This is a genomic window from Methylobacterium sp. J-030, assembly GCF_022829545.1.
Lineage (GTDB): Bacteria > Pseudomonadota > Alphaproteobacteria > Rhizobiales > Beijerinckiaceae > Methylobacterium.
Genome location: NZ_JAKSYM010000321.1, coordinates 1 through 22,340, shown reverse-complemented (window position 1 = coordinate 22,340; position 22,340 = coordinate 1). Strand labels below are relative to the sequence as shown.

Below are 22,340 nucleotides of genomic sequence, written 5' to 3'. Positions count from 1 at the left end.
GTGGACAAACCGCCCCCCAGGGTGATTGTATTCACACAGATTCGGGGGGCCGAGCGCTCCGATCGGGTCACTGTTCCCACGGGCGAGGTTCGGCCATGCCGGAGGCGGGTTCCGCTTCCTTCTCCGCGCGTGCGGACTCGACTGTTGCCGTTTCCTGGCCGGGTCGCACGCGGGAGACCCGGTTCGGCCAGGCCGAGCGCTGGTTGCGCTATGCCGTGCCGGGCGCGTTGGCGGTGTTCCTGGCCTGCCTGGTCGGGCTGGCCGCGCTCCATATCCGCGGCCAGCGTGCCGAGATCCTGGCGGTCGCCCAGACGGAGATCGAGGGGTTCGCCCGCCTGGCCGCGCGGGCTGTCGGTCCCGCTGCGATCGGCGGAGCCGATCTGCGGGCGCTGATGCCGGAGAGCGGCCGGCATTCGGGCCGGCGGCTGCTGCTGGTCCGCCCCGATACCCGCATCGTCGCCGCCCATCCGCCGCTCCCGGCCGAGCTCAACACCCTGTCCCAGGTGCTCGGGGAGAGCGAACCGCTCTCCGGCCTCGGCGAGCGCGCCGGCGCCATCACCCTCGACCTTCCCGGCGGCCAGAGCGTGCTGGCCGCCATGCACAGCCTGCCGGGCGGCGTCGGACAGGTGGCCGTGCTCCAGCCGATCGAGCCGCTGCTGCGCGGCTGGAGCGCCCGCACCCGGGACCAGATCGTCCTGATCGCGGCCGCCGTCATCGTGATCGTCGGTGTCGGGCTCGCCTACGGCTTGCAGACCCGGCAGGCGGCGCGCGCCGACCGTGCACGCGAGACCATCCGCGGGCGTCTGGAGACGGCCCTGGGCCGCGGCGCCTGCGGTCTGTGGGATTGGGATGTCGCCCGGGGGCGGATCTACTGGTCCGACTCGATGTACGGCCTGCTCGGATACCGGCGGCAGCACGAGTATCTCTCGTTCGGCGACGTCAACGGCCTGGTTCATCCAGACGACGGCGATCTCTACAGTCTCGCCCGCGGGGTCGCGGCCAACCAGACCCATATCGACCACGCCTTCCGCATGCGCGGCGCCGACGGGGCCTATGTCTGGTTCCGCGCCCGGGCCGAGGTGGTGGTGAATGCCGTGGACGGCAGCCAGCACCTCGTCGGCATCGCGACCGACATCACCGAGCAGCGGGCCCTGGAGGAGACCAACGCGGCGGCCGACATGCGGCTGCGCGATGCGGTTGAGGCCATCTCGGAGGCCTTCGTGTTGTGGGATACAGGCAACCGGCTGGTCCTGTGCAATTCGAAGTTCCGCCATCTCCACGCCCTCAGCCCCGAGGATGCCCGCGCCGGCCAGAGCTACGCGGCGGTCATGGGCCGGGGCGTGCTGCCGCAGATCCGGCGCGAATCGCCCGATGTCGGCTTGGCCCCCGGCGGCGCGACGGCCCGGACCTTCGAGGCCGAGCTGGCGGACGGCCGCTGGCTCCAGATCAGCGAGCGGCGCACCAAGGACGGCGGCTACGTGTCGGTCGGGACCGACATCACCAGCCTGAAGCGGCATCAGGAACGGCTCCTGGCCTCGGAGCGCGAGCTGATCGAGACCGTCAAGGACCTCAAGCGCTCCCGCCGGACGCTGGAACTCCAGACCCAGCAGCTTGCCGACCTCGCCGAGCGCTACCTCGACCAGAAGGCCGTCGCAGAGGCGGCGAACCAGGCCAAGGCCGAATTCCTGGCCAATATGAGCCATGAGCTGCGCACGCCGCTCAACGCGATCATCGGTTTCGCCGACGTGATGGAGAACGCGGTCCTCGGACCGCTCGGCACGCCCCGCTACACCGAATATTGCCGGGACATCCGCGAGAGCGGCTCGCACCTGCTGTCGATGATCGACGATATCCTCGACATGGCCCGGCTCGAGGCGCGCCGCGTGCGTCTGAGCCCGCGGGCGGTGCCGGCCGAGGCGGCGGTCGCGTCGGCCATCGCGCCCTTCGCGGCGGCGGCCGACGAGAAAGCGATCACCGTGAGCGCGGATGTGCCGGCGGGCCTCGATCTACTGGCGGATCCGAGCGCGCTGCAGCAGATCCTGGCCAATCTCGTGCAGAACGCCGTGAAATTCACGCCGCCCGGGGGGCAGGTCGCCGTGCGCGTGCGGCGAGCGGGTGCGAGCACGCATCTGTACGTTGTGGACAACGGCATCGGCATCCGGCGCGCGGACATCGCCCGGCTCGGGCGGCCGTTCACGCAGGTCGAGGCGCAGATGACGCGCAGCCACAAGGGCTCGGGGCTGGGGCTCGCCATCACGCGCTCGATGGTGGAACTGCACGGCGGGTCGCTGCGCATCCGCTCCGAGGAAACGGTCGGCACCATCGTCCTCGTGCGCCTTCCGGCCACGCAACCCGACCCGCTGAACCCGTTTGGGCCGGGCTCTCCGACCGAGCGTGTACCCGCCGCGCCGCGGACGAGCCGGCGCGGCGTAGCTCCGGTCGCTGCCTAGAGCCGTTCCCGATCGCGGTGCACAGGGTACGCGATACGTGACGGACAGCTTCGGGTCGGTTGAACAAACAACCTCCCTCACCCGAAAAACGCCATGGATCGCCGCAGCTGTGCCCGCATAACGGTTGCTCGGGCTGAGGGGTTTGGACGGGATCACCCGAGCAATCCGCCATCGCATGCTGTCGCGTACCGTGCGCGTGGCGACGATCGTGCGCGGCTTCGAGCCTCTGCTCTGACTGGCCTCCGCGTACCGAACCGGTATCCGCTTCGGCGGGCGTTCGCGTCGGCCGCCGCTTTCTACCGCCGCGGATCGAGGCCGCCGAGGCGCGCCATCCGCCCCTGCTCCGCGTGCCAGCGCGCATCCGCGACGGCGCGGGCGAGGCTGCGGATGCGCCAGCGTCGGTAGAAGCCGAGCATCGGATTGCCGCCGAGCCCGGCCTGATGCCGCTGGAGGCGCCGGAGCAGGCCCGGCAACTGCGCCGACGCTGCATCGCCGGTCGCGATCTCGATGGCGCGCAACTCGGCCCGGAACCCTGCCTTCCAGTCTTCCATGACGCCCGCGCCTCCGCGCTGATGCCGCGGGCTCTTCCGCCCGTGTGGTGAAGCCCGTCCGGGACAGGGCCGCCAGGGCCGCGGCATGACTGCGCGCCCTGCAAACCCACGCCGCTCAGTCGCGTTTACGCCACAGACGATCCGTTCGGCGGATCACCCACGGAGCATACGAGCGATGCGATCCAGAACAATGCGACGCGTCACCCTCGCGACCCTGCTCGGCCTCGCCGCCACGCCGGCGCTGGCGCAGAGCACCGGCTACGTCACCGGCTTTCCGGGCAAGGATCCCGCGGGCGACGAGGAAATCGGTTGGGGTCCGGCCTATCGGCCCGAGACGAGCTTCGCCCAGCCCGGCACGCCGCCGACCCCCGGCGAGATCGCCGGCCGCGCCTACCGCGCCAGAACCGGCCACGGCGTCTACGACCGTGTCGAGGGCGACGGCCCCTATCGGATCCGATAGCGCTGCGCCGGGGGGGGCGGATCGTCTCCTCACACACGACGCGACATTTGCTGCAGCCCCCCTCATCGAAGCTGCGGCTCCGCCTCCGTTTTCCGCATGGACGACACGGTCCGTGCGGGCCGCACCCCGCCTGCGGAAGGGGGGCACGGCGCGCGTTTTCCAGCCCGAAGCGTGACCATCGTCGATGGATGCCGGGTCGGCCAAGAGGGCGCGTCTTAACGAAGACCGAGAACAAGGCCTGATTGCAACGCGATCGGGCCAAGCTTTGAAGGCGGAGAGGGGGGCTCACGTACCGTCTCGGACGCGAGAAGCGCGAAGCCGCGGGCCGCGCGGGCTCAGTGAAGCGTCCGGTCGGGTGCCGCCGGGAACGACAGCCGCACCTCCGTCCCCTCGCCGGTCCGGCTGTCGAGGGCGATGGTGCCGTTCTGGCGCTTCATCAGGCCGTGGACGATCGCGAGGCCCGCGCCGCGCCCGGCTTCGCGGCTGGTCTGGAACGGCGCGAGCGCCCTGGCCAGCATCTCGGGCGACATGCCCTGCCCCGTATCGGCCACGAGGATTCCGACGCTGCCCGCGCCCGGCTGCTGCATCGTCCGGTCGCCCGGATCGACCCGGAAGGTCGAGAGCGACAGGGTGCCGCCCGACGGCATCGCCTCGCAGGCATTGGCAACGAGGTGGCGCAGGGCGAACTCGATCTGGGTCGGGTTGCTGATCGCCCGCGGCAGGCCTGCGGTCGGCGTGACCGTCAGCCGGATGCCGGATGGCAGATCCGGCGCGATGCGCTCCCCGAGATCCGCCACGATGGCGTCGAGGTCGACCGCGCGCACGTCCGGGGCGATGCGGCGGGAATAGGCCAGCAAATGGCGCGTCAGGATGGCGGCTCGCTCGGTGGCATCGGCCGAGCGGGAGATCGCCCGCTGAATGAACGGCTCCGGGCGGTCGCCGAGCCGGCGCTTCAGGCCGTCGATGTAGCCGATCAGGATCTGCAGGAAATTGTTGAACTCGTGGGCGACGCTGTTGGTCAGGAGCCCCAGCGACTCGCGCTGCCGGGACAAGGCGAGCGCGCCTTCCGCCTCGCGGCGCGCCGTGACGTCGAGGATCTGGCCGATCCGGAAGGGCGTGCCGGGCAGCGGCGCCGTGGTCAGGCAGGCCCAGAAGCTCGTCCCGTCGGCGCGCAGTGCCGAAAATTCCTGCCCGCCGTCACGGGCGGGATCGTGCGCGCCCGCATGCGGGGCATGGATCAGGTCGAACCCCCGCCGGACGAGCGCCTCCGCCGGATGGCCCGTCAGACGTTCGAGGGCGGGATTGGCGTGGCGGATCCGACCCTCCGCGTCCACGAGGAGGCTCGGCGTGGGCAGGGCGTCGAGGAGCGCGCGGCCCTCCCGCGTCAGCGCCTCCGCGTTGGGATCCGTCCCGGGCTGCGCCATGCTGCGTTCGCGCTCAGCGGATGCGGAAATCCCGCGGTGGGCCAGCGATAGCGGCGAACGCCGCCGCGGCCAAGCCTCCGGCGGACGGTGGTGCCGGCTACTGCCGCACCCACATCACCCGGGCCATCCAGGCGATCTCGCCGCTATTCAGGACCCTGTCCTCGTGCTCCGGATTCAGCGAGGCCAGTTCCACGGTCCGGGCGGTGCGACGCTTCAATTCCTTGGCCACGACCTCGCCCCCGTGCAGGCGGACCACGACGCGGTCGCCCTTGCGCACGCTGGCGGTGGGCGAGACGATCAGCACGTCCCCGTCGCGGAACAGGGGCATCATCGAATCGCCCTGGATCTCCAGCGCGAAGGCCCGCTCCTCGCCGAGATCCGGGAACTCGATCTCCTCCCAGCCCGCGCCGCCGGTGGGCATGCCCTCGTCGGTGAACAGGCGGCCGGCACCGGCCTGGGTCAGACCGATCAGGGGGACCATGGTGCGGGCCGGGATCTCCCGGGCCTCGATCAGCCGCAGGAATTCGTCGAGGCTGGAGCCCGTGGCGGCCAGCACCTTCGAGACCGATTCCGTCGAAGGCCAGCGCTTGCGGCCGTCCGCGCCGACCCGCTTGGAGCGGTTGAAGCTCGTCGCGTCGAGCCCGGCGCGGCGGGCGAGCCCGGAGGCCGAATAGCCGTGCCGCTCGGCGAGCCGGTCGATGGCGTTCCAGATCTGCTCGTGCGACAGCATGGCGGACTCGAAGGCTGAACCATGACCGGGCCGGAACCCCCGCCCCGCCAGCCGGCAGCTGACCGTCGTGGGTCTACGAAGACATCGTTCCGCCGGGGAGGGCCGACACCCGGCGGTTACGCACGGAAACATCAGACCTTGAACGGTCGGTCACAGATCTCCCGGCTCCGAGGCTGCCCTGTGACGCACCGCCTAGTCGTAGGAAAGTAGAACTACAAGCCGCAGATTGCAATCGCGCCCCGAATTATGCGGCACGCCGGTGTTGCCGCAGGCCGGTGCCGCCTCTATCCACGCGACGGTTCGGGGAGCTTCGATGGCGCGCATCTACAAGATCTGTCCGCGCGGCCTGTGGCGCGAGGCCGAGGCCGCCGGCCGTTTCGCGGGGGCGCCGATCGACCGCCAGGACGGCTTCATCCACCTCTCCACGGCGGCGCAGGTAGCCGAGACCGCGGCCCGCCACTTCGCTGGGCAGGACGATCTGCTCCTGATCGCCGTCGACCCGGAGGCCCTCGGGGCGGCCCTGCGCTACGAGCCCTCGCGGGGCGGCGATCTGTTCCCGCATCTCTACGGTCCCCTGTCCCTCGACGCCGTGACATCGGTGGACGCCCTGCCGCTCGGCGCGGATGGCCGCCACGTCTTCCCGGCCGGGCTCCTGCCGGCATGATCGGCGCCGCCTTCCCGCTGGCGCGGTCGCTGCTCCACCGCCTGGACGCGGAGTGCGCGCACGACCTGACCCTGCGCGCCCTCGCGCTCATGCCCGTCGGCCGCAGGCCCGACGACGACCCGCGGCTGGCCGTCGCGCTTTTCGGCCGCCGATTTCCCAACCCGGTCGGCCTGGCGGCGGGCTTCGACAAGGGCGCGCGGGTGCCGGACGCGCTGCTCGGCCTGGGCTTCGGGTTCGTGGAGGTCGGCGGCGTCGTGCCGCAGCCGCAGCCGGGCAATCCGCAGCCGCGGGTCTTCCGCCTGACCGCCGACCGGGCGGTGATCAACCGCTACGGCCTGAACAGCGAAGGGCTGGCGGTGATGGCCGCGCGGCTGCGCGCCCGGGCGGGCCGCCCCGGCATCGTCGGGGTCAATATCGGGGCCAACAAGGACTCGGCCGATCGCCTGGCGGATTACGCCACCTGCACGTCCACCCTGGCACCGCTGGTGGATTTCGTCACCGTCAACGTCTCCTCGCCGAACACGCCGGGCCTGCGCGACCTCCAGGGCGAGGCGTTCCTCGACGAGCTGCTCGCCCGCACGGTCGAGGCCCGGGACGCGGCCGGCGCCGCGGCAGCGATCCTGCTGAAGATCGCCCCCGACATGGCCCTCGACGCCCTCGATGCCGTCTGCGCCACGGCCCGGCGGCGGGGCGTGCAGGCGCTGGTCGTGTCGAATACCACGGTGGCGCGGCCGGCGAGCCTCGTCGAGCAGGGGCTCGCCCGGGAGACCGGCGGCCTGTCCGGCCGGCCGCTGTTCGGGCCGGCGACCCGGATGCTGGCCCAGGCGCGGCTGCGCCTGGGCGACGACCTCCCCCTGATCGGGGTCGGCGGGGTCGATTCGGCCGAGGCCGCCTGGACCAAGATTTTGGCCGGCGCGAGCCTCGTGCAGCTCTACTCGGCCCTCGTATATGACGGGCCGGGGTTGGTCGGGCGGATCAAGGCGGGCCTGCTGGAGCGGATGGACCGGGCGGGCGTGACGCGGCTGGACACGCTGGTCGGACGCGATGCGCAAGACCTCGCCCGCGCGGCCTGATGACCTCATCCATTGCACCCTCCCCCTTGTCCTGAGGTGACCGCGTCAGCAAGCCTCGAAGGCGGGCTCGCGGGATCGCGGTGGTGACCGGAGCGCTCCTTCGAGGCCTCCGCTGCGCCGCGGCACCTGGAATGAGGGGGTTGGTTCGGATCTCTCGAGAAGATTGCCGGTTGAGCCGGCCTGAGAGATTGGAACAGTTCTTTTCGCGCCACTTTCGTCTTTAGAAAGACTTTGCACAGCGGGCGTTTAGCCTGTGCCACGTGCATGAGGGGCCTGCGCGCACACGCCGTTGTGAGGCCGGCGCGGACACGCTTATCTCGCGCTTGCGAGATCGTTCGCTTCAGCCAATCCAGGATCGATCCATGGCCCAGTCCGAAGGGTCTTCCAAGCGCTCGTCCGCGGCCGGCGGCTGGGGCGCTCTGAAAAGCTGCGGCAAGCACCTGCTCGGCAGCCGCGCTCCGCTCACGGGCGCCCGCGCCCTGCTTAAGGCGAACCAGCCCGACGGGTTCGACTGTCCCGGCTGCGCCTGGGGCGACCTGGAGCACGGCTCGTCCTTCGAGTTCTGCGAGAACGGCGTGAAGGCCGTTTCCTGGGAGGCGACCGACAAGCGCACGCCGCCCGCCTTCTTCGCCCGCCACACCCTCGCCGAGCTGCGGGGCTGGAGCGACTACGCCCTGGAGGGCGAGGGCCGCCTGACGCACCCGCTGCGCTACGACGCGGCGAGCGACCGCTACCTGCCGGTGAGCTGGGACGAGGCCTTCGCGGAGATCGGCGCAGAACTGCGCGCCCTTGACCACCCGGACCAGGCCGAGTTCTACACCTCCGGCCGCGCCTCGAACGAGGCCGCCTACATCTATCAGCTCTTCGCCCGGGCCTACGGCACCAACAACTTCCCCGATTGCTCGAACATGTGCCACGAGGCGAGCGGCGTCGCCCTCACCGAGGCGATCGGCATCGGCAAGGGCACGGTGCTGCTGGAGGATTTCGAGAAGGCGGACGCGATCTTCTGCGTCGGCCAGAACCCAGGCACCAACCATCCGCGCATGCTCGGCGACCTGCGCCGGGCGGCCGAGCGCGGTGCCGAGGTCGTGGTGCTGAACCCCGTGCGCGAGCGCGGGCTGGAGCGCTTCGCCGATCCGCAGAACACCGTCGAGATGCTGCGCGGTTCGAGCCGCCCGATCGCCAGCCACTATCTGCAGCCGCGCTCCGGCGGCGACATGGCGGCGTTCCGGGGCATCGCCAAGATCGTGTTCGCCCGGGATGCCGAGGCCATCGCGGCCGGCCGGCCCTCCCACCTCGACCGCGCCTTCCTGGAGCACCACACCGCGGGGCTCGACGCCTATCGCGGCGCCGTCGCGGCGACCTCCTGGGAGGCGATCCTCGACCAGTCGGGCCTCACGATGGACGCGATTGTCGCGATGGCCGACGTCTATCTCGGGGCGCAGCGGGTCATCGCCACCTGGGCGATGGGCGTGACCCAGCACCGGCACTCGGTCGCGACGATCCGGGAAATCACCAACCTCCTGCTCCTGCGTGGCCATATCGGCCGGCCCGGCGCCGGGCTCTGCCCGGTGCGCGGCCATTCCAACGTGCAGGGCGACCGGACGGTCGGTATCAACGAACGGCCCGCCGCGGATTTCCTCGACGCACTGGAGCGGCATTTCGGGATCGCGATGCCGCGCCGGCACGGTCACAACGTGCTGGCGGCGATCCGCGCCATGCGGGACGGTACCGCCCGTGCGTTCATCGGCCTCGGCGGCAACTTTTTGCGGGCGACGCCCGATACGCCGGTGGTGGCGCAGGCGCTGGCCTCCTGTCGGCTCACCGTGCACATCGCCACGAAGCTCAACCACGCCCACCTCGTGCCCGGCGCGGTCGGCTACCTGCTGCCCTGCCTCGGCCGCACGGAGATCGACCGCAGCGCAAACGGAAAAGTGCAGATCGTGACGGTCGAGGACTCGATGAGCATGGTCCACGGCTCGGGCGGCATCAACAAGCCGGCCTCCCGGGAGTTGCGCTCGGAGATCGCGATCATCGCCGGGATCGCGGCGGCGACACTCGGCTCATCGGCGATCGATTGGGCCGGATTCGCGACCGATTACGACCGGATCCGCGCGGCGATCGCGGCGACGATCCCCGGGTTTGCCGATTTCAACTCAAGGGTGCGCAAGCCGCGCGGCTTCAGGCTGCGCAACCTCGCCGCCGAGCGGGTGTTCGAGACCGATACGGGCCGGGCGAATTTTTCCGCCGACGCCCTGCCGGAGGAGACCGAGCATCAGGCCGCGCGGAAGACGGACGGCACCTACGTGCTGCAGACCTTCCGCAGCCACGATCAGTACAACACCACGATCTACGGCTTGGATGACCGCTATCGCGGCGTCTACGGCGAGCGCCGCGTGGTCTTCGCCCATCCGGACGACCTTGCGGAGATCCGCGGCCGGCTCGGGGAGCGCGTGGACATCGTCGGGACGCACGCGGACGGCATCACCCGGCGGGCCGAGGATTTCCGCCTCGTGCCCTTCGACATGCCCCGCGGCGCCCTCGCGGGCTACTACCCGGAGCTGAACGTGCTCGTGCCGCTCTCGACCTTCGGCGAGAAGAGCGACACGCCGACCTCCAAATCGGTGCTGGTGACCCTGCAGGCGCGCGCAGCGGCGTGAGCGCGACGCCCGAGGAAGCGGCGTTCGCCGCCGCCCTCGACCGGGTCGCGGCGGCCCATCCCGCGCTGCCGCCCCTGGAGGCCGGCCTTCTGGCGGTGCTCGATCTGGGCCTGCCGGGGGACAGCCGCGCCTTCGCCCGGACCTTCGGGGTGGAGCACGCGCTCGTGCTGCGGGCTTTGGCGGGGCTTGAGGAGCAGGGCCACGTCGCGATCACGGCCCGGGACGCGCGGACGCAGCGGACGCGGTTCGCGGCGGTGCGGGCTTGATAGCGGGAGGATATCCAGCCCGCGCCCTCCCTCCCCCCCTCCGCGGGGGAGAGAGGGCGTTGGCCGCCGTGTGAAGCGATCGAACGTTCCCCTCAGAACCCCTTCGCCCGGATCGCCTCCGCCCAGGTCACGGCCCGGCGGTTCACCCCGAGGTGCTGGCGCTCGTAGAGCCGCCCCTCCAACTTGATCGCGCCGCGCTTGGAATATTCCGGTCGCTCGAACGCCTCGATCACCAGCTTGGCCCGGCGTACCTCCTCCTCGGTGGGCGCGAAGGAGGTGTTGGCGGGCTCCAGCTGCGTCGGGTGGATCAGGGTCTTTCCGTCGAAGCCGAGGTCGCGCGCCTGCCGGCACTCGTCGCGGCAGCCCTCCGTGTCGGCGATGTCGTTGTAGACGCCGTCGAGGATCGCCAGACCCTCGGCCCGGGCGGCGGCCAAAGCCATCATCATCCACGGCAGCATCGGCACCCGGCCCGGCACGATCTTCGCCCAGGTGTCCTTGGCGAGGTCGTTGGTGCCGAGCACCAGGCAGGTCAGGCGGTTGCGCGGATCGCGCTTGGCGCGGGCGATCTCCTGGATGTTGAGGATCGAGGCCGGCGTCTCGATCATCGCCCAGATCGCGATCTCCTCCGGCGCATCGAGCGATTCGAGCCGGTCGGCGATGCTCTCCAGCACCGCCGGCGACGACACCTTCGGCATCAGGATCGCGTCGGGCTTGGCCTCGATGGCGGCGTGGAGATCCGCCTCGCCCCAGGGCGTCTGCGGGGCGTTGACCCGGATCACCAGCTCCCGGGTGCCATACTCCCCGCTTTTGACCGCGGCGCAGACCTGCGCGCGGGCGATCTCCTTCTCCTCCGGGCCGACCGCGTCCTCCAGATCGAGGATGATGCTGTCCACCGGGAGCGTCTTGGCCTTGTCGAGCGCCCGCTGATTCGAGCCCGGCATGTAGAGCACGCTTCGGCGCAGGCGCAGGTCGGTCGTCAGGGCCATGGGCTTCTCCCGCGTGCGGCCGCCGGGCGGCCCGTCGTCGTTGCGGCGCACCCTAAAGCACACGGCCGTGCATGCCACACCCCAAAAGTGCGGATCCGTGAGTTCCGGCACGGTTTGACACCGACCTCAATCTTCGTGAATCGAGGCCGCGGTTTGGTCATGTTCGCGCGATTAAAGGCCGCTCTTCTTCAAGTCTCTGATCGCGGAAATTCAGTCATGCGCACAATGCTGGTCGCCCTCGCACTGATCGGCGCGCTCGCCTCGACCGGGGCGGCCGAGGCGCAGAGCCGGACGACCCTCGGCGTCGGGTCCGGCGCCGTTGCGGGTGCGCTGGTCGGCGGCCCGATCGGTGCCGTCGCGGGGGCCGTGGTCGGCGGCTTCGTGGGCAACTCGACCGAACGGCGCCACCGCCGCGTGCGGCGCAGTCGCCGCTACGGATACGCGGCCCCGCGGCGCGCGCTCCCGCGCCGGGCAGAGGCCGTCGTGCCGCGTGCGCCGAGCCCGGTGGTCCGACCGGCTCCAGCGCAGAAGCCCATCCCCGTCGCCACCACCTGGAAGGATCCGCATTGAGAGCGTCGGACGGCGCCGCTCATGCTGCCGTTCGAAGGGGGTGCGGGGCACCGGTCGCGAACGTCGCGCGGGCGAGCGCCGGATACGCGAGCGCCTGGCCGAGGCCCCGGGCGCCCAGAAACGCCACGAAGGCGAGCCACAGCCCCAAATTGCCGAGATCGAGAGCCTGCACGAGCGCCAGCGCGGCCGCGTAGGCGGCGAGCGCGCAGAGCATCAGGTTGCGCATCGCCCGCGTCCAGGTCGCGCCGATATAGATCCCGTCATAGGCGAACGGCGCCGCGGCCGCGAGCGGCGCCAGCGCGGCGAGGATGAGGTAGGCCCGCGCGGTCTCGCGCACCGGCCCGTTCGTCGTCACGAAGTCGATGAAGGTCTGGCCTCCCGCGAAGGCCAGCAGGCTGACCCCGAGCCCGAAGCCCAGGCACCAGCGCAGGCTCAGGGACGCAGCCGTCCGGAATGCGTCCGCATCCCGCGCGCCGACCGCGCGCCCGCACAGGGCCTCGGCCGCCGTGGCGAAGCCGTCGAGGAAGAAGCCGCCGATCAGGAAGAGATTCCACAGCACCGAATTGGCCGCCAGCACGACATCGCCTTGCCGCGCGCCCAGCGCCGAGAACAGGACGATCCCGGTGATCAGCGCGAGCGTCCGCAGGATCACGTCGCCGTTGACGCTCAGCGTCCGGCGCAGGGCCGCCGCGTCGCGCAGCTCGCGCAGGGGCACGCGGAACGGGCGTGAGCCGAGGCGCGCCAGGACGAGCAGCCCGAGCCCCAGCCCGAGCGCCTCCGCGCAGACCGCCGCCAGCGCCGCGCCGGCCAGTCCCAGGCCGAAGCCCAGGACCAGGACGAGGGTCAGCCCGATGTTGACCAGGTTGATCGCCACCTGCAGCAGCAGGCCGAGATCGGTCCGGCCGCGGCCCAGGACCGAACCGAGCACCCCGTAATTCGCCAGCACGAACGGTGCCGACAGGATGCGGATGTGGAAGTAAGTGGCGAGGCCCGCGCGCACGGCCTCGCCCGCCCCGCTGATCGCCAAGGCGATCCAGCCGATCGGCCCTTGCAGGGCGACGAGCAGGAAACCGATCAGGGCGCCCGCCGCGAGGGTCCGGGCCAGGATCCGGTCGATCTCCCGGTCGTCGCGGGCGCCGACCGCCTGCGCGGTGAGCCCCGCGGTCGCCATGCGCAGGGTGCCGAACGACCAGAAGATCGCGTCGAAGATCACCGCGCCGAGGGCGACGGCGCCGAGCAGGGCCGCGTCGCCCAGCCGTCCGATCACCGCCGCGCCCACGAAGCCGAGCATCGGCGTCGTGACGTTGGCGAGCGTCATCGGCAGGGCGAGGCCCAGCACCCGGCGGTGCGTCGGCCGGTCCGGGCGTGTGGTCACAGGCGTCATGCCGCGAGCTTAACCGACGCGAACGATTCGTGAACCCGCGCGGGCTGCCGGTCAGCGCGAGACGGCGAAGAGGCGGGCGATGAGCCAGAGCGGCACGACTACGACCGCCCCCGCGACGATCCAGCCGCCGAAATCGTGCAGCGAGGCGAGGCCGACCTCCAGCAGCGCCCGGGTCGAGTCGTAGAGATGCCAGAACAGCCGGCCCGGCGTCAGGCCGAGCATCGACAGGAAGGCGCCGACCAGGATCGACAGGAACAGAAGGCGCAGGAACACGCCGGCGGGCGAGCCGCCGAGGAAGCGCCGAAGCGCCGAGTCGCGCCGCCGATCGGAGTCCGAGCCGTAGGTGCCCGGCGGCATTCCGTGCTGCGCGTCGTCCCGCCGGTGCCGCTGATGATCGACGAGCATCGTGTCCTCGTGAAACCGAACGCCGTTCGATCAGCGATGAAGCGGGCGGAACCGTGGCCGCTGCGTCACACCGCATCGAAACCCGTGGGGCGATCGAGCGTTGGCTGATTTCTCCCGCGCACCCGAGATGGCAAGCCGCGATGATCGCGCCAAGATGTCCGGCGCCGCGGGAAACGCAGCCGGAAACATTTCCGGCGCGCCGCGTAAGGCCAAGGGGCGACATGCCGGGGCCGGACGTTGTCCGAGGGATGAGACGTGTTGACGGGACCAGACACACGATGATCGACCACGCCCTGTTCGATCCGGCGACGATCGATCCCGAGACCACCCGGCTGAACGCCGAGATAGTGGCCGCCCATGCGGCGCTGCCCGATCCCTGGTCGCTGTCGATCGCGGAGGTGCGTGAACGCCGTCGGGCGGGGACGAAGGCCGCCCCCGCGATGCCGCACAGCGCCCGTGCCGAATGGTTGACGATCGACGGGCCCGGCGGCCCGCTCAGGCTCCGGGTGATCAGGCCCAGGGCCGGCACGAAGCTCCGGGGCGCCTACCTGCACGTCCACCGGGGCGGCTGGGTCTGGGGTGCGGCGGACGAGCAGGATCCCTGGCTGGAGCGGATCGCCGATGCCTGCGGCTTCGTCGCCCTGTCGGTGGAATACCGGCTCGCCCCCGAGCATCCCTATCCGGCCGCCCTGCTCGATTGCGAGGCGGCGGCCCTGTGGCTCGCGGGCCCCGGAAGGGCCGAGTTCGGCGTCCACGCGCTCACCATCGGAGGCGAGTCCGTGGGCGCTCACCTCGCCGTGATGGTGCTGCTGCGGCTGCGCGACAAGCACAATCTGCCGCGGGCGTTCCGGGGCGCCAACCTCAATGCCGGGTTCTTCGACCTGGGCCTCACCCCGTCCGTGCGCAACTGGGGCGAGGAGCGCTTGGTGGTGAACACCCGCGACCTCACCAACTTCGCCGACGGCTACGTGCGCGAGGGGATCGACCGGCGCCGGCCGGACGTGTCGCCGATCTACGCCGAGCTGAAGGGCCTGCCGCCCGCCCTATTCACGATCGGCACCCGGGACCCGCTGCTCGACGACACGCTCTACATGTCGGGGCGGTGGGCGGCCGCGGGGAATGGCGGCCACACCGCGATCTATCCCGGCGGCTGCCACGTCTTCGCCCGCTATCCGAGCCCGATGAGCGAGCGGGCGCTGGAGCTGATCGACCGCTTCCTGATGGCCCTCGCCTGAGCGACCCGGCGGAGATCCTGCCGGAGCGGTTCCGGGCGTGGTTCGCCGGTCGCGGCTGGGCGCCCCGGCCGCATCAGCTCGATCTCCTGCGGATCGCCGGAGAAGGCCGCTCGGCCCTGCTCGTGGCGCCGACCGGGGCCGGCAAGACGCTCGCCGGATTCCTGCCGAGCCTCGTTGCTCTGTCGGAGCGCGGGCCGCAGCCGCTGAAGCCGAAGGGCCTTCATACCCTCTACGTCTCGCCGTTGAAGGCGCTGGCGGTCGACATCGCCCGGAACCTCGACGCGCCGATCGCCGAGATGGCCCTGCCGGTGCGCGTCGAGACCCGGACCGGCGATACGCCGGCCCACAAGCGCACCCGCCAGATCAGCCGCCCGCCCGACATCCTGCTGACCACCCCCGAGCAGCTCGCGCTGCTGATCGCCCACCGCGAGGCGGCGGATTTCTTTTCCGGATTGCGCTGCGTGATCCTGGACGAGCTGCACGCCCTGGTGACGTCGAAGCGCGGCGATCTGCTCTCTCTGGCGCTGGCCCGTCTGCACCGGCTGAGCCCGGGGCTTGCGGCGGTCGGACTCTCGGCGACGGTGCGCGAGCCCGATGAACTGCGGAAGTATCTGGTGCCGCAGGGGCCGCTTCCCCCTCCCCCCGCAGGGGGGGGAGGGAAAAACACGCCGCCCATGGCCGACCTCGTGACCGTGTCGGGCGGTGCTAAGGCCGATCTGCGCATGCTCGACCTCGGCCGCGCCCTGCCGATCTCCGGCCACACAGCCTGGCACTCGATGCCGGCGATCTACGAGCTGATCAAAGAGCACCGGACCACGCTGGTCTTCGTCAACACCCGCCTTCAGGCCGAGTACACCTTCCAGGAGCTGTGGCGGCTCAACGAGGACGCGCTGCCGATCGCGATCCACCACGGCTCGCTGGACGCCCAGCAGCGCCGCCGGGTCGAGGCCGCAATGGCGGCGGGGCAATTGCGGGCGATCGTCTGCACCGCCACCCTCGACCTCGGCATCGACTGGGGCGACGTCGACCTCGTGGTCAATGTCGGCGCGCCGAAGGGGGCGAGCCGGATCATGCAGCGGATCGGCCGGGCCAACCACCGGATGGACGAGCCCTCGAAGGCCTACCTCGTCCCGGGCAACCGGTTCGAGATGCTGGAATGCCAGGCGGCCCTCGACGCCGTCGAGGAGGCCGCCCAGGACACCCCCGACGCCCGCCAGGGCGCCCTCGACGTGCTCGCCCAGCACGTCCTCGGCATGGCCTGCGCCGACGCCTTCGATCCGCTCGACCTCTACGACGAGATCGTCTCGGCCGTGCCCTATGCCGGGCTCACGTGGGAATCGTTCGAGCAGGTGGTCGATTACGTCGCCACCGGCGGCTATGCGCTGCGCGCCTACGAGCGCTTCGCCAAGATCCTGCGCGGCCCGGACGGTCTCTGGCGCGTGCGCGATGCCCGCACCGCCCAGGCCTATCGGATGAATGTCGGCACGATCGTCGAGGCGGCCCGCGTGCGAGTGCGCCTCGGCCGGACGCTCCGCGGAAAACCCGGCACGGTCCTGCCCAAGACCGGCCGGGTGCTCGGCGAGATCGAGGACGAGTTCGCCGAGACCTTGACGGTGGGCGACACCTTCCTGTTCGCGGGCGAGACCCTGCGCTTCGAGGGGCTCGCCGAGGACGAGTGTCTCGTCACCCGCGCGCCGCCCGGCACCGACCCGGCGATCCCCTCCTATGCGGGGGCGAAATTCCCGCTCTCGACCTTTTTGGCGGCCCGGGTGCGGGCGCTGATCGCCGACCCGTTCGCGTGGGACCGCCTGCCCGAGCAGATCGGCCAATACCTGCTGCAACAGCGCCGCCGCTCGGTCCTGCCGGGGGAGCGCGACCTCCTCGTCGAGACCTTTCCCCGGGCTAAGCGCCACTACCTCACCGCGTTCCCGTTCGAGGGCCGCCTCGCGCACCAGACGCTCGGCATGCTGCTGACCCGCCGCCTGGAACGCGCCGGCCTGCGGCCGCTCGGCTTCGCGGCCAACGATTACGGCATCGCCATCTGGTCGACCCGCGACGTCTCCGAGCGCGCCGCGATCGATCCGGATTTCATCGGCGACCTGTTCGCGGTCGACATGCTCGGCGACGATCTGGAGGCTTGGCTCGACGAATCCGCGATGATGAAGCGTACGTTCCGGCAATGTGCCGTGATTGCAGGGTTGATCGAACGCCATCACCCCGGTCAAAAAAAATCCGGCCGCCAGGTCACGATCTCCACCGACCTGATCTACGACGTGCTGCGCAAGCACCAGCCCGACCACCTGCTGCTCCGGGCCGCGCGGCAGGATGCGGCAACCGGACTCCTCGACGTGAGGCGCCTCGGCATGATGCTAGAGCGCATCCAGGGGCGAATCACTTACAGGTCTCTCGACCGGGTCTCGCCGCTCTCCGTATCCGTGATGCTCGAGATCGGGCGCGAGCGGGTCTACGGCGAGGGGGCCGACGAGATCCTGGCCGAGGCCGAGGCGGAGCTTCTTCAAGAGGCCCTGTCCTGACCGTCGATCCGCCCTCCCCCGACGACACCGAGGATGCGATCTTGGCGGCCGGCCTGCGACTCGAGAAGACTCACAAGCACCCGACCCTTCAACTCGCGGGCGAGACCCTGGTGCTCGACCTGTGCGGCGGCCTTTGGCTGCCGGAGCATCGGACGCTGATCGTGTCCGATCTCCACCTGGAGAAGGGCTCGTCCTACGCGGTGCGCTCCGGCCAGTTCCTGCCGCCCTACGACACCCGCGAGACCCTGGCCTGCCTGCACGAGGCGGTGGTGCGGCACGATCCCGCCCGGGTGGTCGCGCTCGGCGATTCGTTTCACGACGCACGGGGACCGGAGCGCATGGAGCCAGGTGACCGCGCCCTGGTGGCGGCCCTTCAAGAGGGCCGGGACTGGGTCTGGATCGCCGGGAACCACGATGCCGCGGTCAGCGAAGGCGTCGGCGGCCGCTACGCCGACGCGCTGACGCTCGGCGGCCTGCTCCTGCGCCACGAGCCGAGCGCGGGCGGGGCACCCGGGGAGGTCGCCGGCCACCTCCATCCCTGCGGCAAGGTCGCGATGCGCGGCCGGGCGGTGCGCCGCCGCTGCTTCGTCACGGACGGATCGCGGCTGGTGATGCCGGCCTTCGGCGCCTATGCGGGCGGCCTGAACGTCCGTGATAAGGCGATCGAAGGCCTGTTTCCGAAGGGCTTCACCGCCCACCTTATGGGAGACGGGCGGGTCTTCGCCATCGGCCGGGCGCAGCTCGCCCGGGACTGAGCGCCGGGCCAGCCGGATCAGGCCGTCTTCATGAAGCGGTTCACACTCTCCGACAGGCTGGACGAATGGCCGGCCAGGCGTCCGGCGATGCCCCGGACCGCTTCAGCGAACTGGCCGGTCGCGTTCGCCGCCTGCGAGACGCCGCTGATGTTGCCCGACATCTCGTGGGTCGAGACCGCCTGCTCCTCCACGGCGCTCGCCATGGCCAGCGTCAGCTTGGACAGCTCGCCGACGGCCGCGGTGATCATCTCGATGGCGCCGACCGCGTCGCCGGTCGCGCTCTGGATCGCCGAGACCTGCTGGGTGATCTCACCCGTGGCCTTGGCGGTCTGCTCCGCCAGCGCCTTGACCTCGCTGGCCACGACCGCGAAGCCGCGTCCCGCCACACCGGCCCGGGCCGCCTCGATCGTGGCGTTGAGCGCCAGCAGGTTGGTCTGATCGGCGATCGACTTGATCATGCCGACCACGGCGTCGACCTTGCGCGCGTTCTCGGCGAGCTGCCGCATCGTCGCGTCGGTGGTTTCGGCCTGGGTGGCGATCTGCTGGGCCCGCTCCGACACGCGCCCGACCTGCCCGGAAATTTCCTGGATCGCCTCGTTCATCTGCTCCGAGGTCGCCGCCACGGAAGTCGCCTTCTGCCGCGCGGAATCGGCCGAGTGCGTGAGCCCTTCGGCCGATTGCTGCATCTCGTGGATCGCCGATCCGACCGCATCGACCACCCGTGTGACCTCGGAGGACATCTGGACCTGCGCCGTGACGACGGCCCAGGTCAGCATCGGCCCGATGTAGTTCCCCTTCTCATCGTTGACGGCGGTGACCTGCAGATCGAGCGTCTCGGGCCCGACCTTGATCTTGGTCCGGTGCGGCAGGCGGCTCGCATCCGCCAGCATCGAACGCTGGTGATGCGGGTTCTTGTGGAACACGTCGAACGAGTTCTCCAGCATCTCGTCGATCTTGATCGGGAGATATTGCTCCAGCGGTCCGAGGGTCTTGCGCGATGTCTGATTCAGGTAGTCGATCCGAAAATTGTCGCGCGGATCGGCGGTCATCACCGCGACCGGCATATTGTCGATCATCCACACCAGCCGGTCGATCTGCTTCTTCTTCTGCGAGATATCGCTCGCGAACTTCACGACCTTCACGGGCTTGCCTGACCGGTCGAGGATCGGGTTGTAGGTGGCTTCGAGCCAGACCGGGTCCTTGTTCCTGTCGAGGCGCAGGAACTCGCCGGTCACGTACTGCCCCTGCTTCAGCTTCGTCCAGAACGCCGCGTACTCCGCGGATTTCGACTGCTCTTCATCAACGAATAAGCGGTGATGTTTGTTCGCGAGTTCATCGAGCGAGAATTTCATAACCCGAAGAAAGTTCTCGTTCGCACGAATAATATTTCCGTCCATCGAAAATTCGATGATTGCAAGTGATCGATCGAGGGCTTCGATCTTCGCCTCGGACTCACTGTACGTCGATCGCTTGAACATATCTGTGCCCGCCACCTGCACACAGATATGAGGCAGGTGATGGTTAAACGAATGCTAAAAGATGGGCCATAATCTGGGTCAGGGTAAATTCCAATTCTTAAATCAGATAGTCCCGTAATTTGATTACAGCACTGACAAGATCGTGTAGCTATTATTTATATTCATATAAATTAAATTGGTCCATAAAAGAGATATAGAACGCGAGATCAAAACCATCCGCGCATCCGAAAATACACGATCGGCGCGAGCGCGCTCACGAGGATGAGAGCGAGGGCATAGGGATAACCGTAGGTCCAGTCGAGTTCCGGCATGTGCTTGAAGTTCATGCCGTACATGGAGGCGATCAGGGTCGGCGGCACGCCCACCACCGATACGACGGTGAGCACGCGGAAGACGTTGTTCTGCTCGATGTTGATCAGGCCGAGCGCCGCATCGAGCAGGAACTGCACGTTCTCGGCGAGCCGCGTCTCGAACTCGTCGAGCGATTCGATGTCCCGCCGGATCGTGTCGAATCGGCCATCGTCGGGCAGTCCGAGGCCGTCGCAGGCCGCGGAGACGAACGGGACGATCCGCTCCAGCCCGAGCAGGCTCGCGCGGATCTTGCCCAGCACCTTCCCGCGGTTGCTGATCCCGCGCAGGATCCGGCGGAGGGCGAGGTCGCGGCGCCGGGGCGGCGGGCTTTCCAGCCGATCACGGCCCGCGCCACGCACGTCGAAGTCGAAGATCCGGGTCGAGAGGGAATCCAGCTCCGAGGCCATGTCCTCCAGCGAGTCCGCGAGGCTGTCGACCAGCTCCTCCAGCACGACCAGGAAGATCTCGCTCGGGGTGGTGCTGCCGTCGCCCTCCGCGATCCGCTTGGCCGAGGAGTCGAAGGCGCGCAGCTCGTGGAAGCGCACCGTGACGAGGTGATCCTTGGTCAGCAGGAAGCCCAGGGGCTTCAGCTGCGACTCGCTCCGCTCGAAGGTGATCATCGGTGTGGACAGCGACAGGCCGCCCTTCACCCGCCGGAGCCGGCTCGACGTCTCGACCTCCGACAGGGCGGCCCGGGACGGCACGCGCAGGCCGGTCGCCTCCTCCACGGCTCGCGCCTCCTCTGAGGTCGGGTCGTTGAGATCGAGCCAGACGGCGTCGCGGGGGACGAGGCGTGCGCTCTCCGGCGCGACCGGGCCTTCGGAACCGTGCAGGCTCAGCATCGCAGCGGGTTTTCCAGAGAGGGAACGGAGGCTTGGCCGCTTGAGGGGTGCGACAGCCTTGACACGGAACCAGCCCGCGCCTATCTCGCGGCCGTCTTTGGCACTCGCCGAGACAGAGTGCTAACAGTCGAGTTCGCGGCGGTCCCGCCGGCCGCTTCAACGCCAACTCCAGACCTGAAGCAAGAGGGCAGCTCATGAACTTCCGTCCGCTGCACGACCGCGTGGTCGTCCGTCGCATCGAGAGCGAGGAGAAGACCAAGGGCGGCATCATCATCCCGGATACCGCCAAGGAGAAGCCGCAGGAGGGCGAGATCGTCGCCGTCGGCCCCGGCGCCCGCGACGAGACCGGCCGCATCAACCCGCTCGACGTCAAGAAGGGCGACCGCGTCCTGTTCGGCAAGTGGTCCGGCACCGAGGTCAAGATCGACGGTCAGGACCTCCTGATCATGAAGGAATCCGACATCATGGGCGTCGTCGCCCTCTGATCGGATCACCCGTCCCAACCCTTTGAGGCCATCCCGGCCTTGGGGTCGAACGCAATCGAAAGAGGCAAACCATGGCAGCGAAAGACGTTCGTTTCTCCGCCGACGCCCGCGACAAGATGCTGCGCGGCGTCGACATCCTCGCGGATGCGGTGAAGGTGACGCTCGGTCCGAAGGGCCGCAACGTCGTGATCGAGAAGAGCTTCGGCGCCCCACGCATCACCAAGGACGGCGTGACCGTCGCCAAGGAGATCGAGCTCGCCGACAAGTTCGAGAACATGGGCGCCCAGATGGTGCGCGAAGTGGCCTCGAAGACCAACGACATCGCGGGTGACGGCACCACCACCGCGACCGTGCTGGCCCAGGCCATCGTCCGCGAGGGCGCCAAGTACGTCGCCGCCGGCATCAACCCGATGGACCTGAAGCGCGGCATCGACCTCGCCACGGCCGCCGCCGTGAAGGACATCATCGCGCGCGCCAAGAAGGTCTCGACCTCCGACGAGGTCGCGCAGGTCGGCACGATCTCCGCCAACGGCGACAAGGAGATCGGCGAGATGATCGCCCACGCCATGCAGAAGGTGGGCAACGAGGGCGTGATCACGGTCGAGGAGGCCAAGACCGCCGAGACCGAGCTCGACGTGGTCGAGGGCATGCAGTTCGACCGCGGCTACCTCTCCCCGTACTTCATCACGAATGCGGAGAAGATGGTCGCCGAGCTCGAGGACCCCTACATCCTCATCCACGAGAAGAAGCTTTCTTCTCTGCAGGCGATGCTACCCGTCCTTGAGGCGGTCGTGCAGACCGGCAAGCCGCTGCTGATCATCGCCGAGGACATCGAGGGCGAGGCGCTGGCCACGCTGGTGGTGAACAAGCTGCGCGGCGGCCTGAAGGTCGCGGCCGTCAAGGCGCCGGGCTTCGGTGATCGCCGCAAGGCGATGCTGGAGGACATCGCGATCCTGACCAAGGGCCAGATGATCGCCGAGGATCTGGGCATCAAGCTCGAGAACGTGACGCTGCCCATGCTCGGCCGCGCCAAGCGC

At 69.8% G+C, this 22,340-nt stretch carries 20 protein-coding genes; 12 read left to right on the top strand and 8 right to left on the bottom strand.

What is annotated here, in order from left to right; all coding sequences use genetic code 11:
• Positions 1-95 precede the first annotated feature (95 nt).
• Positions 96-2,450: a PAS domain-containing sensor histidine kinase gene (locus tag MKK75_RS24050; protein ID WP_244045029.1), complete on the top strand. Its 2,355-nt coding sequence runs from the start codon at positions 96-98 to the stop codon at positions 2,448-2,450.
• A gap of 296 nt (positions 2,451-2,746) precedes the next feature.
• Here MKK75_RS24050 and MKK75_RS24045 read toward each other — a convergent pair whose 3' ends face one another.
• Positions 2,747-3,001 carry a hypothetical protein gene (locus tag MKK75_RS24045; protein ID WP_244045028.1) on the bottom strand — a complete coding sequence of 85 codons (255 nt, stop codon included), beginning with the start codon at positions 2,999-3,001 and terminating at the stop codon, positions 2,747-2,749.
• A 190-nt stretch (positions 3,002-3,191) separates the two neighbouring features.
• Here MKK75_RS24045 and MKK75_RS24040 point away from each other — a divergent pair, with 190 nt between their 5' ends.
• Entirely contained in the window at positions 3,192-3,461 is a 270-nt protein-coding gene (locus MKK75_RS24040) for a hypothetical protein (protein ID WP_244045027.1), read from the top strand.
• A gap of 335 nt (positions 3,462-3,796) precedes the next feature.
• Here the strand turns inward: MKK75_RS24040 and MKK75_RS24035 are convergent, their stop codons facing one another.
• Positions 3,797-4,885, bottom strand: a complete 1,089-nt coding sequence (locus MKK75_RS24035; protein WP_244045026.1) for a two-component system sensor histidine kinase NtrB — start codon at positions 4,883-4,885, stop codon at positions 3,797-3,799.
• Between the two features lie 97 nt (positions 4,886-4,982).
• Positions 4,983-5,615 (bottom strand): helix-turn-helix transcriptional regulator, encoded by a 633-nt coding sequence (locus MKK75_RS24030; RefSeq protein WP_244045025.1) that lies wholly within the window; start codon positions 5,613-5,615, stop codon positions 4,983-4,985.
• A 313-nt stretch (positions 5,616-5,928) separates the two neighbouring features.
• Here MKK75_RS24030 and MKK75_RS24025 point away from each other — a divergent pair, with 313 nt between their 5' ends.
• The 4 genes from MKK75_RS24025 (at position 5,929) to MKK75_RS24010 (ending at position 10,278) form a co-directional block, all read left to right on the top strand.
• Positions 5,929-6,279, top strand: coding sequence for a DUF952 domain-containing protein (locus tag MKK75_RS24025; RefSeq protein WP_244045024.1), 351 nt, complete (start codon positions 5,929-5,931; stop codon positions 6,277-6,279).
• Positions 6,276-7,352: a quinone-dependent dihydroorotate dehydrogenase gene (locus MKK75_RS24020; protein WP_244045023.1), complete on the top strand. Its 1,077-nt coding sequence runs from the start codon at positions 6,276-6,278 to the stop codon at positions 7,350-7,352. The genes MKK75_RS24025 and MKK75_RS24020 overlap by 4 nt, the downstream gene beginning before the upstream one ends.
• 362 nt (positions 7,353-7,714) lie before the next feature.
• Positions 7,715-10,012 carry an FdhF/YdeP family oxidoreductase gene (locus MKK75_RS24015; protein WP_244045022.1) on the top strand — a complete coding sequence of 766 codons (2,298 nt, stop codon included), beginning with the start codon at positions 7,715-7,717 and terminating at the stop codon, positions 10,010-10,012.
• Positions 10,009-10,278, top strand: coding sequence for a hypothetical protein (locus MKK75_RS24010; RefSeq protein WP_244045021.1), 270 nt, complete (start codon positions 10,009-10,011; stop codon positions 10,276-10,278). The genes MKK75_RS24015 and MKK75_RS24010 overlap by 4 nt, the downstream gene beginning before the upstream one ends.
• Positions 10,279-10,370: 92 nt before the next feature.
• On the opposite strand, the gene MKK75_RS24005 is transcribed toward MKK75_RS24010, so the two are convergent.
• Entirely contained in the window at positions 10,371-11,264 is an 894-nt protein-coding gene (locus MKK75_RS24005; RefSeq protein WP_244045020.1) for an HpcH/HpaI aldolase/citrate lyase family protein, read from the bottom strand.
• Positions 11,265-11,480: 216 nt separating this feature from the next.
• On the opposite strand from MKK75_RS24005, the gene MKK75_RS24000 reads away from it, so the two are divergent.
• Entirely contained in the window at positions 11,481-11,834 is a 354-nt protein-coding gene (locus MKK75_RS24000; RefSeq protein ID WP_244045019.1) for a hypothetical protein, read from the top strand.
• A 19-nt stretch (positions 11,835-11,853) separates the two neighbouring features.
• Here MKK75_RS24000 and MKK75_RS23995 read toward each other — a convergent pair whose 3' ends face one another.
• On the bottom strand, positions 11,854-13,218 hold the full coding sequence (locus MKK75_RS23995) for an MATE family efflux transporter (RefSeq protein ID WP_244045018.1): 1,365 nt from the start codon (positions 13,216-13,218) through the stop codon (positions 11,854-11,856).
• A 51-nt stretch (positions 13,219-13,269) separates the two neighbouring features.
• Positions 13,270-13,623 carry a DUF6460 domain-containing protein gene (locus MKK75_RS23990; RefSeq protein ID WP_244045017.1) on the bottom strand — a complete coding sequence of 118 codons (354 nt, stop codon included), beginning with the start codon at positions 13,621-13,623 and terminating at the stop codon, positions 13,270-13,272.
• 278 nt (positions 13,624-13,901) lie between these two features.
• Between MKK75_RS23990 and MKK75_RS23985 the strand changes: the two genes are divergently transcribed.
• The 3 genes from MKK75_RS23985 to pdeM are packed head-to-tail and all read left to right on the top strand — an operon-like array spanning position 13,902 to position 18,147.
• Positions 13,902-14,858: an alpha/beta hydrolase gene (locus MKK75_RS23985; protein ID WP_244045016.1), complete on the top strand. Its 957-nt coding sequence runs from the start codon at positions 13,902-13,904 to the stop codon at positions 14,856-14,858.
• Positions 14,855-17,392, top strand: coding sequence for a ligase-associated DNA damage response DEXH box helicase (locus MKK75_RS23980; protein ID WP_244045183.1), 2,538 nt, complete (start codon positions 14,855-14,857; stop codon positions 17,390-17,392). The genes MKK75_RS23985 and MKK75_RS23980 overlap by 4 nt, the downstream gene beginning before the upstream one ends.
• 41 nt (positions 17,393-17,433) lie before the next feature.
• Complete coding sequence (gene pdeM / locus MKK75_RS23975) at positions 17,434-18,147, top strand: ligase-associated DNA damage response endonuclease PdeM (protein WP_244045015.1); 714 nt, start codon at positions 17,434-17,436, stop codon at positions 18,145-18,147.
• 17 nt (positions 18,148-18,164) lie between these two features.
• Here pdeM and MKK75_RS23970 read toward each other — a convergent pair whose 3' ends face one another.
• Complete coding sequence (locus MKK75_RS23970; RefSeq protein ID WP_244045014.1) at positions 18,165-19,625, bottom strand: methyl-accepting chemotaxis protein; 1,461 nt, start codon at positions 19,623-19,625, stop codon at positions 18,165-18,167.
• A 206-nt stretch (positions 19,626-19,831) separates the two neighbouring features.
• Positions 19,832-20,818: a CorA family divalent cation transporter gene (locus tag MKK75_RS23965; protein WP_244045013.1), complete on the bottom strand. Its 987-nt coding sequence runs from the start codon at positions 20,816-20,818 to the stop codon at positions 19,832-19,834.
• A gap of 194 nt (positions 20,819-21,012) precedes the next feature.
• Here MKK75_RS23965 and groES point away from each other — a divergent pair, with 194 nt between their 5' ends.
• The gene (groES, locus tag MKK75_RS23960; protein ID WP_243973424.1) at positions 21,013-21,303 is read left to right on the top strand and encodes a co-chaperone GroES; all 291 of its coding nucleotides are present in this window, start codon (positions 21,013-21,015) and stop codon (positions 21,301-21,303) included.
• Positions 21,304-21,374: 71 nt separating this feature from the next.
• On the top strand, positions 21,375-22,340 hold a 966-nt coding region (gene groEL, locus MKK75_RS23955), incomplete at its 3' end, for a chaperonin GroEL (protein ID WP_244045012.1).

What these genes read in the sequence shown, in the direction of transcription:
- MKK75_RS24050 (WP_244045029.1), top strand. Translation starts at nt 96, where the DNA reads ATGCCGGAGGCGGGTTCCGCTTCCTTCTCCGCGCGTGCGGACTCGACT.
- MKK75_RS24045 (WP_244045028.1), bottom strand. Translation starts at nt 3,001, where the DNA reads ATGGAAGACTGGAAGGCAGGGTTCCGGGCCGAGTTGCGCGCCATCGAG.
- MKK75_RS24040 (WP_244045027.1), top strand. Translation starts at nt 3,192, where the DNA reads ATGCGACGCGTCACCCTCGCGACCCTGCTCGGCCTCGCCGCCACGCCG.
- MKK75_RS24035 (WP_244045026.1), bottom strand. Translation starts at nt 4,885, where the DNA reads ATGGCGCAGCCCGGGACGGATCCCAACGCGGAGGCGCTGACGCGGGAG.
- MKK75_RS24030 (WP_244045025.1), bottom strand. Translation starts at nt 5,615, where the DNA reads ATGCTGTCGCACGAGCAGATCTGGAACGCCATCGACCGGCTCGCCGAG.
- MKK75_RS24025 (WP_244045024.1), top strand. Translation starts at nt 5,929, where the DNA reads ATGGCGCGCATCTACAAGATCTGTCCGCGCGGCCTGTGGCGCGAGGCC.
- MKK75_RS24020 (WP_244045023.1), top strand. Translation starts at nt 6,276, where the DNA reads ATGATCGGCGCCGCCTTCCCGCTGGCGCGGTCGCTGCTCCACCGCCTG.
- MKK75_RS24015 (WP_244045022.1), top strand. Translation starts at nt 7,715, where the DNA reads ATGGCCCAGTCCGAAGGGTCTTCCAAGCGCTCGTCCGCGGCCGGCGGC.
- MKK75_RS24005 (WP_244045020.1), bottom strand. Translation starts at nt 11,264, where the DNA reads ATGGCCCTGACGACCGACCTGCGCCTGCGCCGAAGCGTGCTCTACATG.
- MKK75_RS24000 (WP_244045019.1), top strand. Translation starts at nt 11,481, where the DNA reads ATGCGCACAATGCTGGTCGCCCTCGCACTGATCGGCGCGCTCGCCTCG.
- MKK75_RS23995 (WP_244045018.1), bottom strand. Translation starts at nt 13,218, where the DNA reads ATGACGCCTGTGACCACACGCCCGGACCGGCCGACGCACCGCCGGGTG.
- MKK75_RS23990 (WP_244045017.1), bottom strand. Translation starts at nt 13,623, where the DNA reads ATGCTCGTCGATCATCAGCGGCACCGGCGGGACGACGCGCAGCACGGA.
- MKK75_RS23985 (WP_244045016.1), top strand. Translation starts at nt 13,902, where the DNA reads ATGATCGACCACGCCCTGTTCGATCCGGCGACGATCGATCCCGAGACC.
- MKK75_RS23970 (WP_244045014.1), bottom strand. Translation starts at nt 19,625, where the DNA reads ATGTTCAAGCGATCGACGTACAGTGAGTCCGAGGCGAAGATCGAAGCC.
- MKK75_RS23965 (WP_244045013.1), bottom strand. Translation starts at nt 20,818, where the DNA reads ATGCTGAGCCTGCACGGTTCCGAAGGCCCGGTCGCGCCGGAGAGCGCA.
- groES (WP_243973424.1), top strand. Translation starts at nt 21,013, where the DNA reads ATGAACTTCCGTCCGCTGCACGACCGCGTGGTCGTCCGTCGCATCGAG.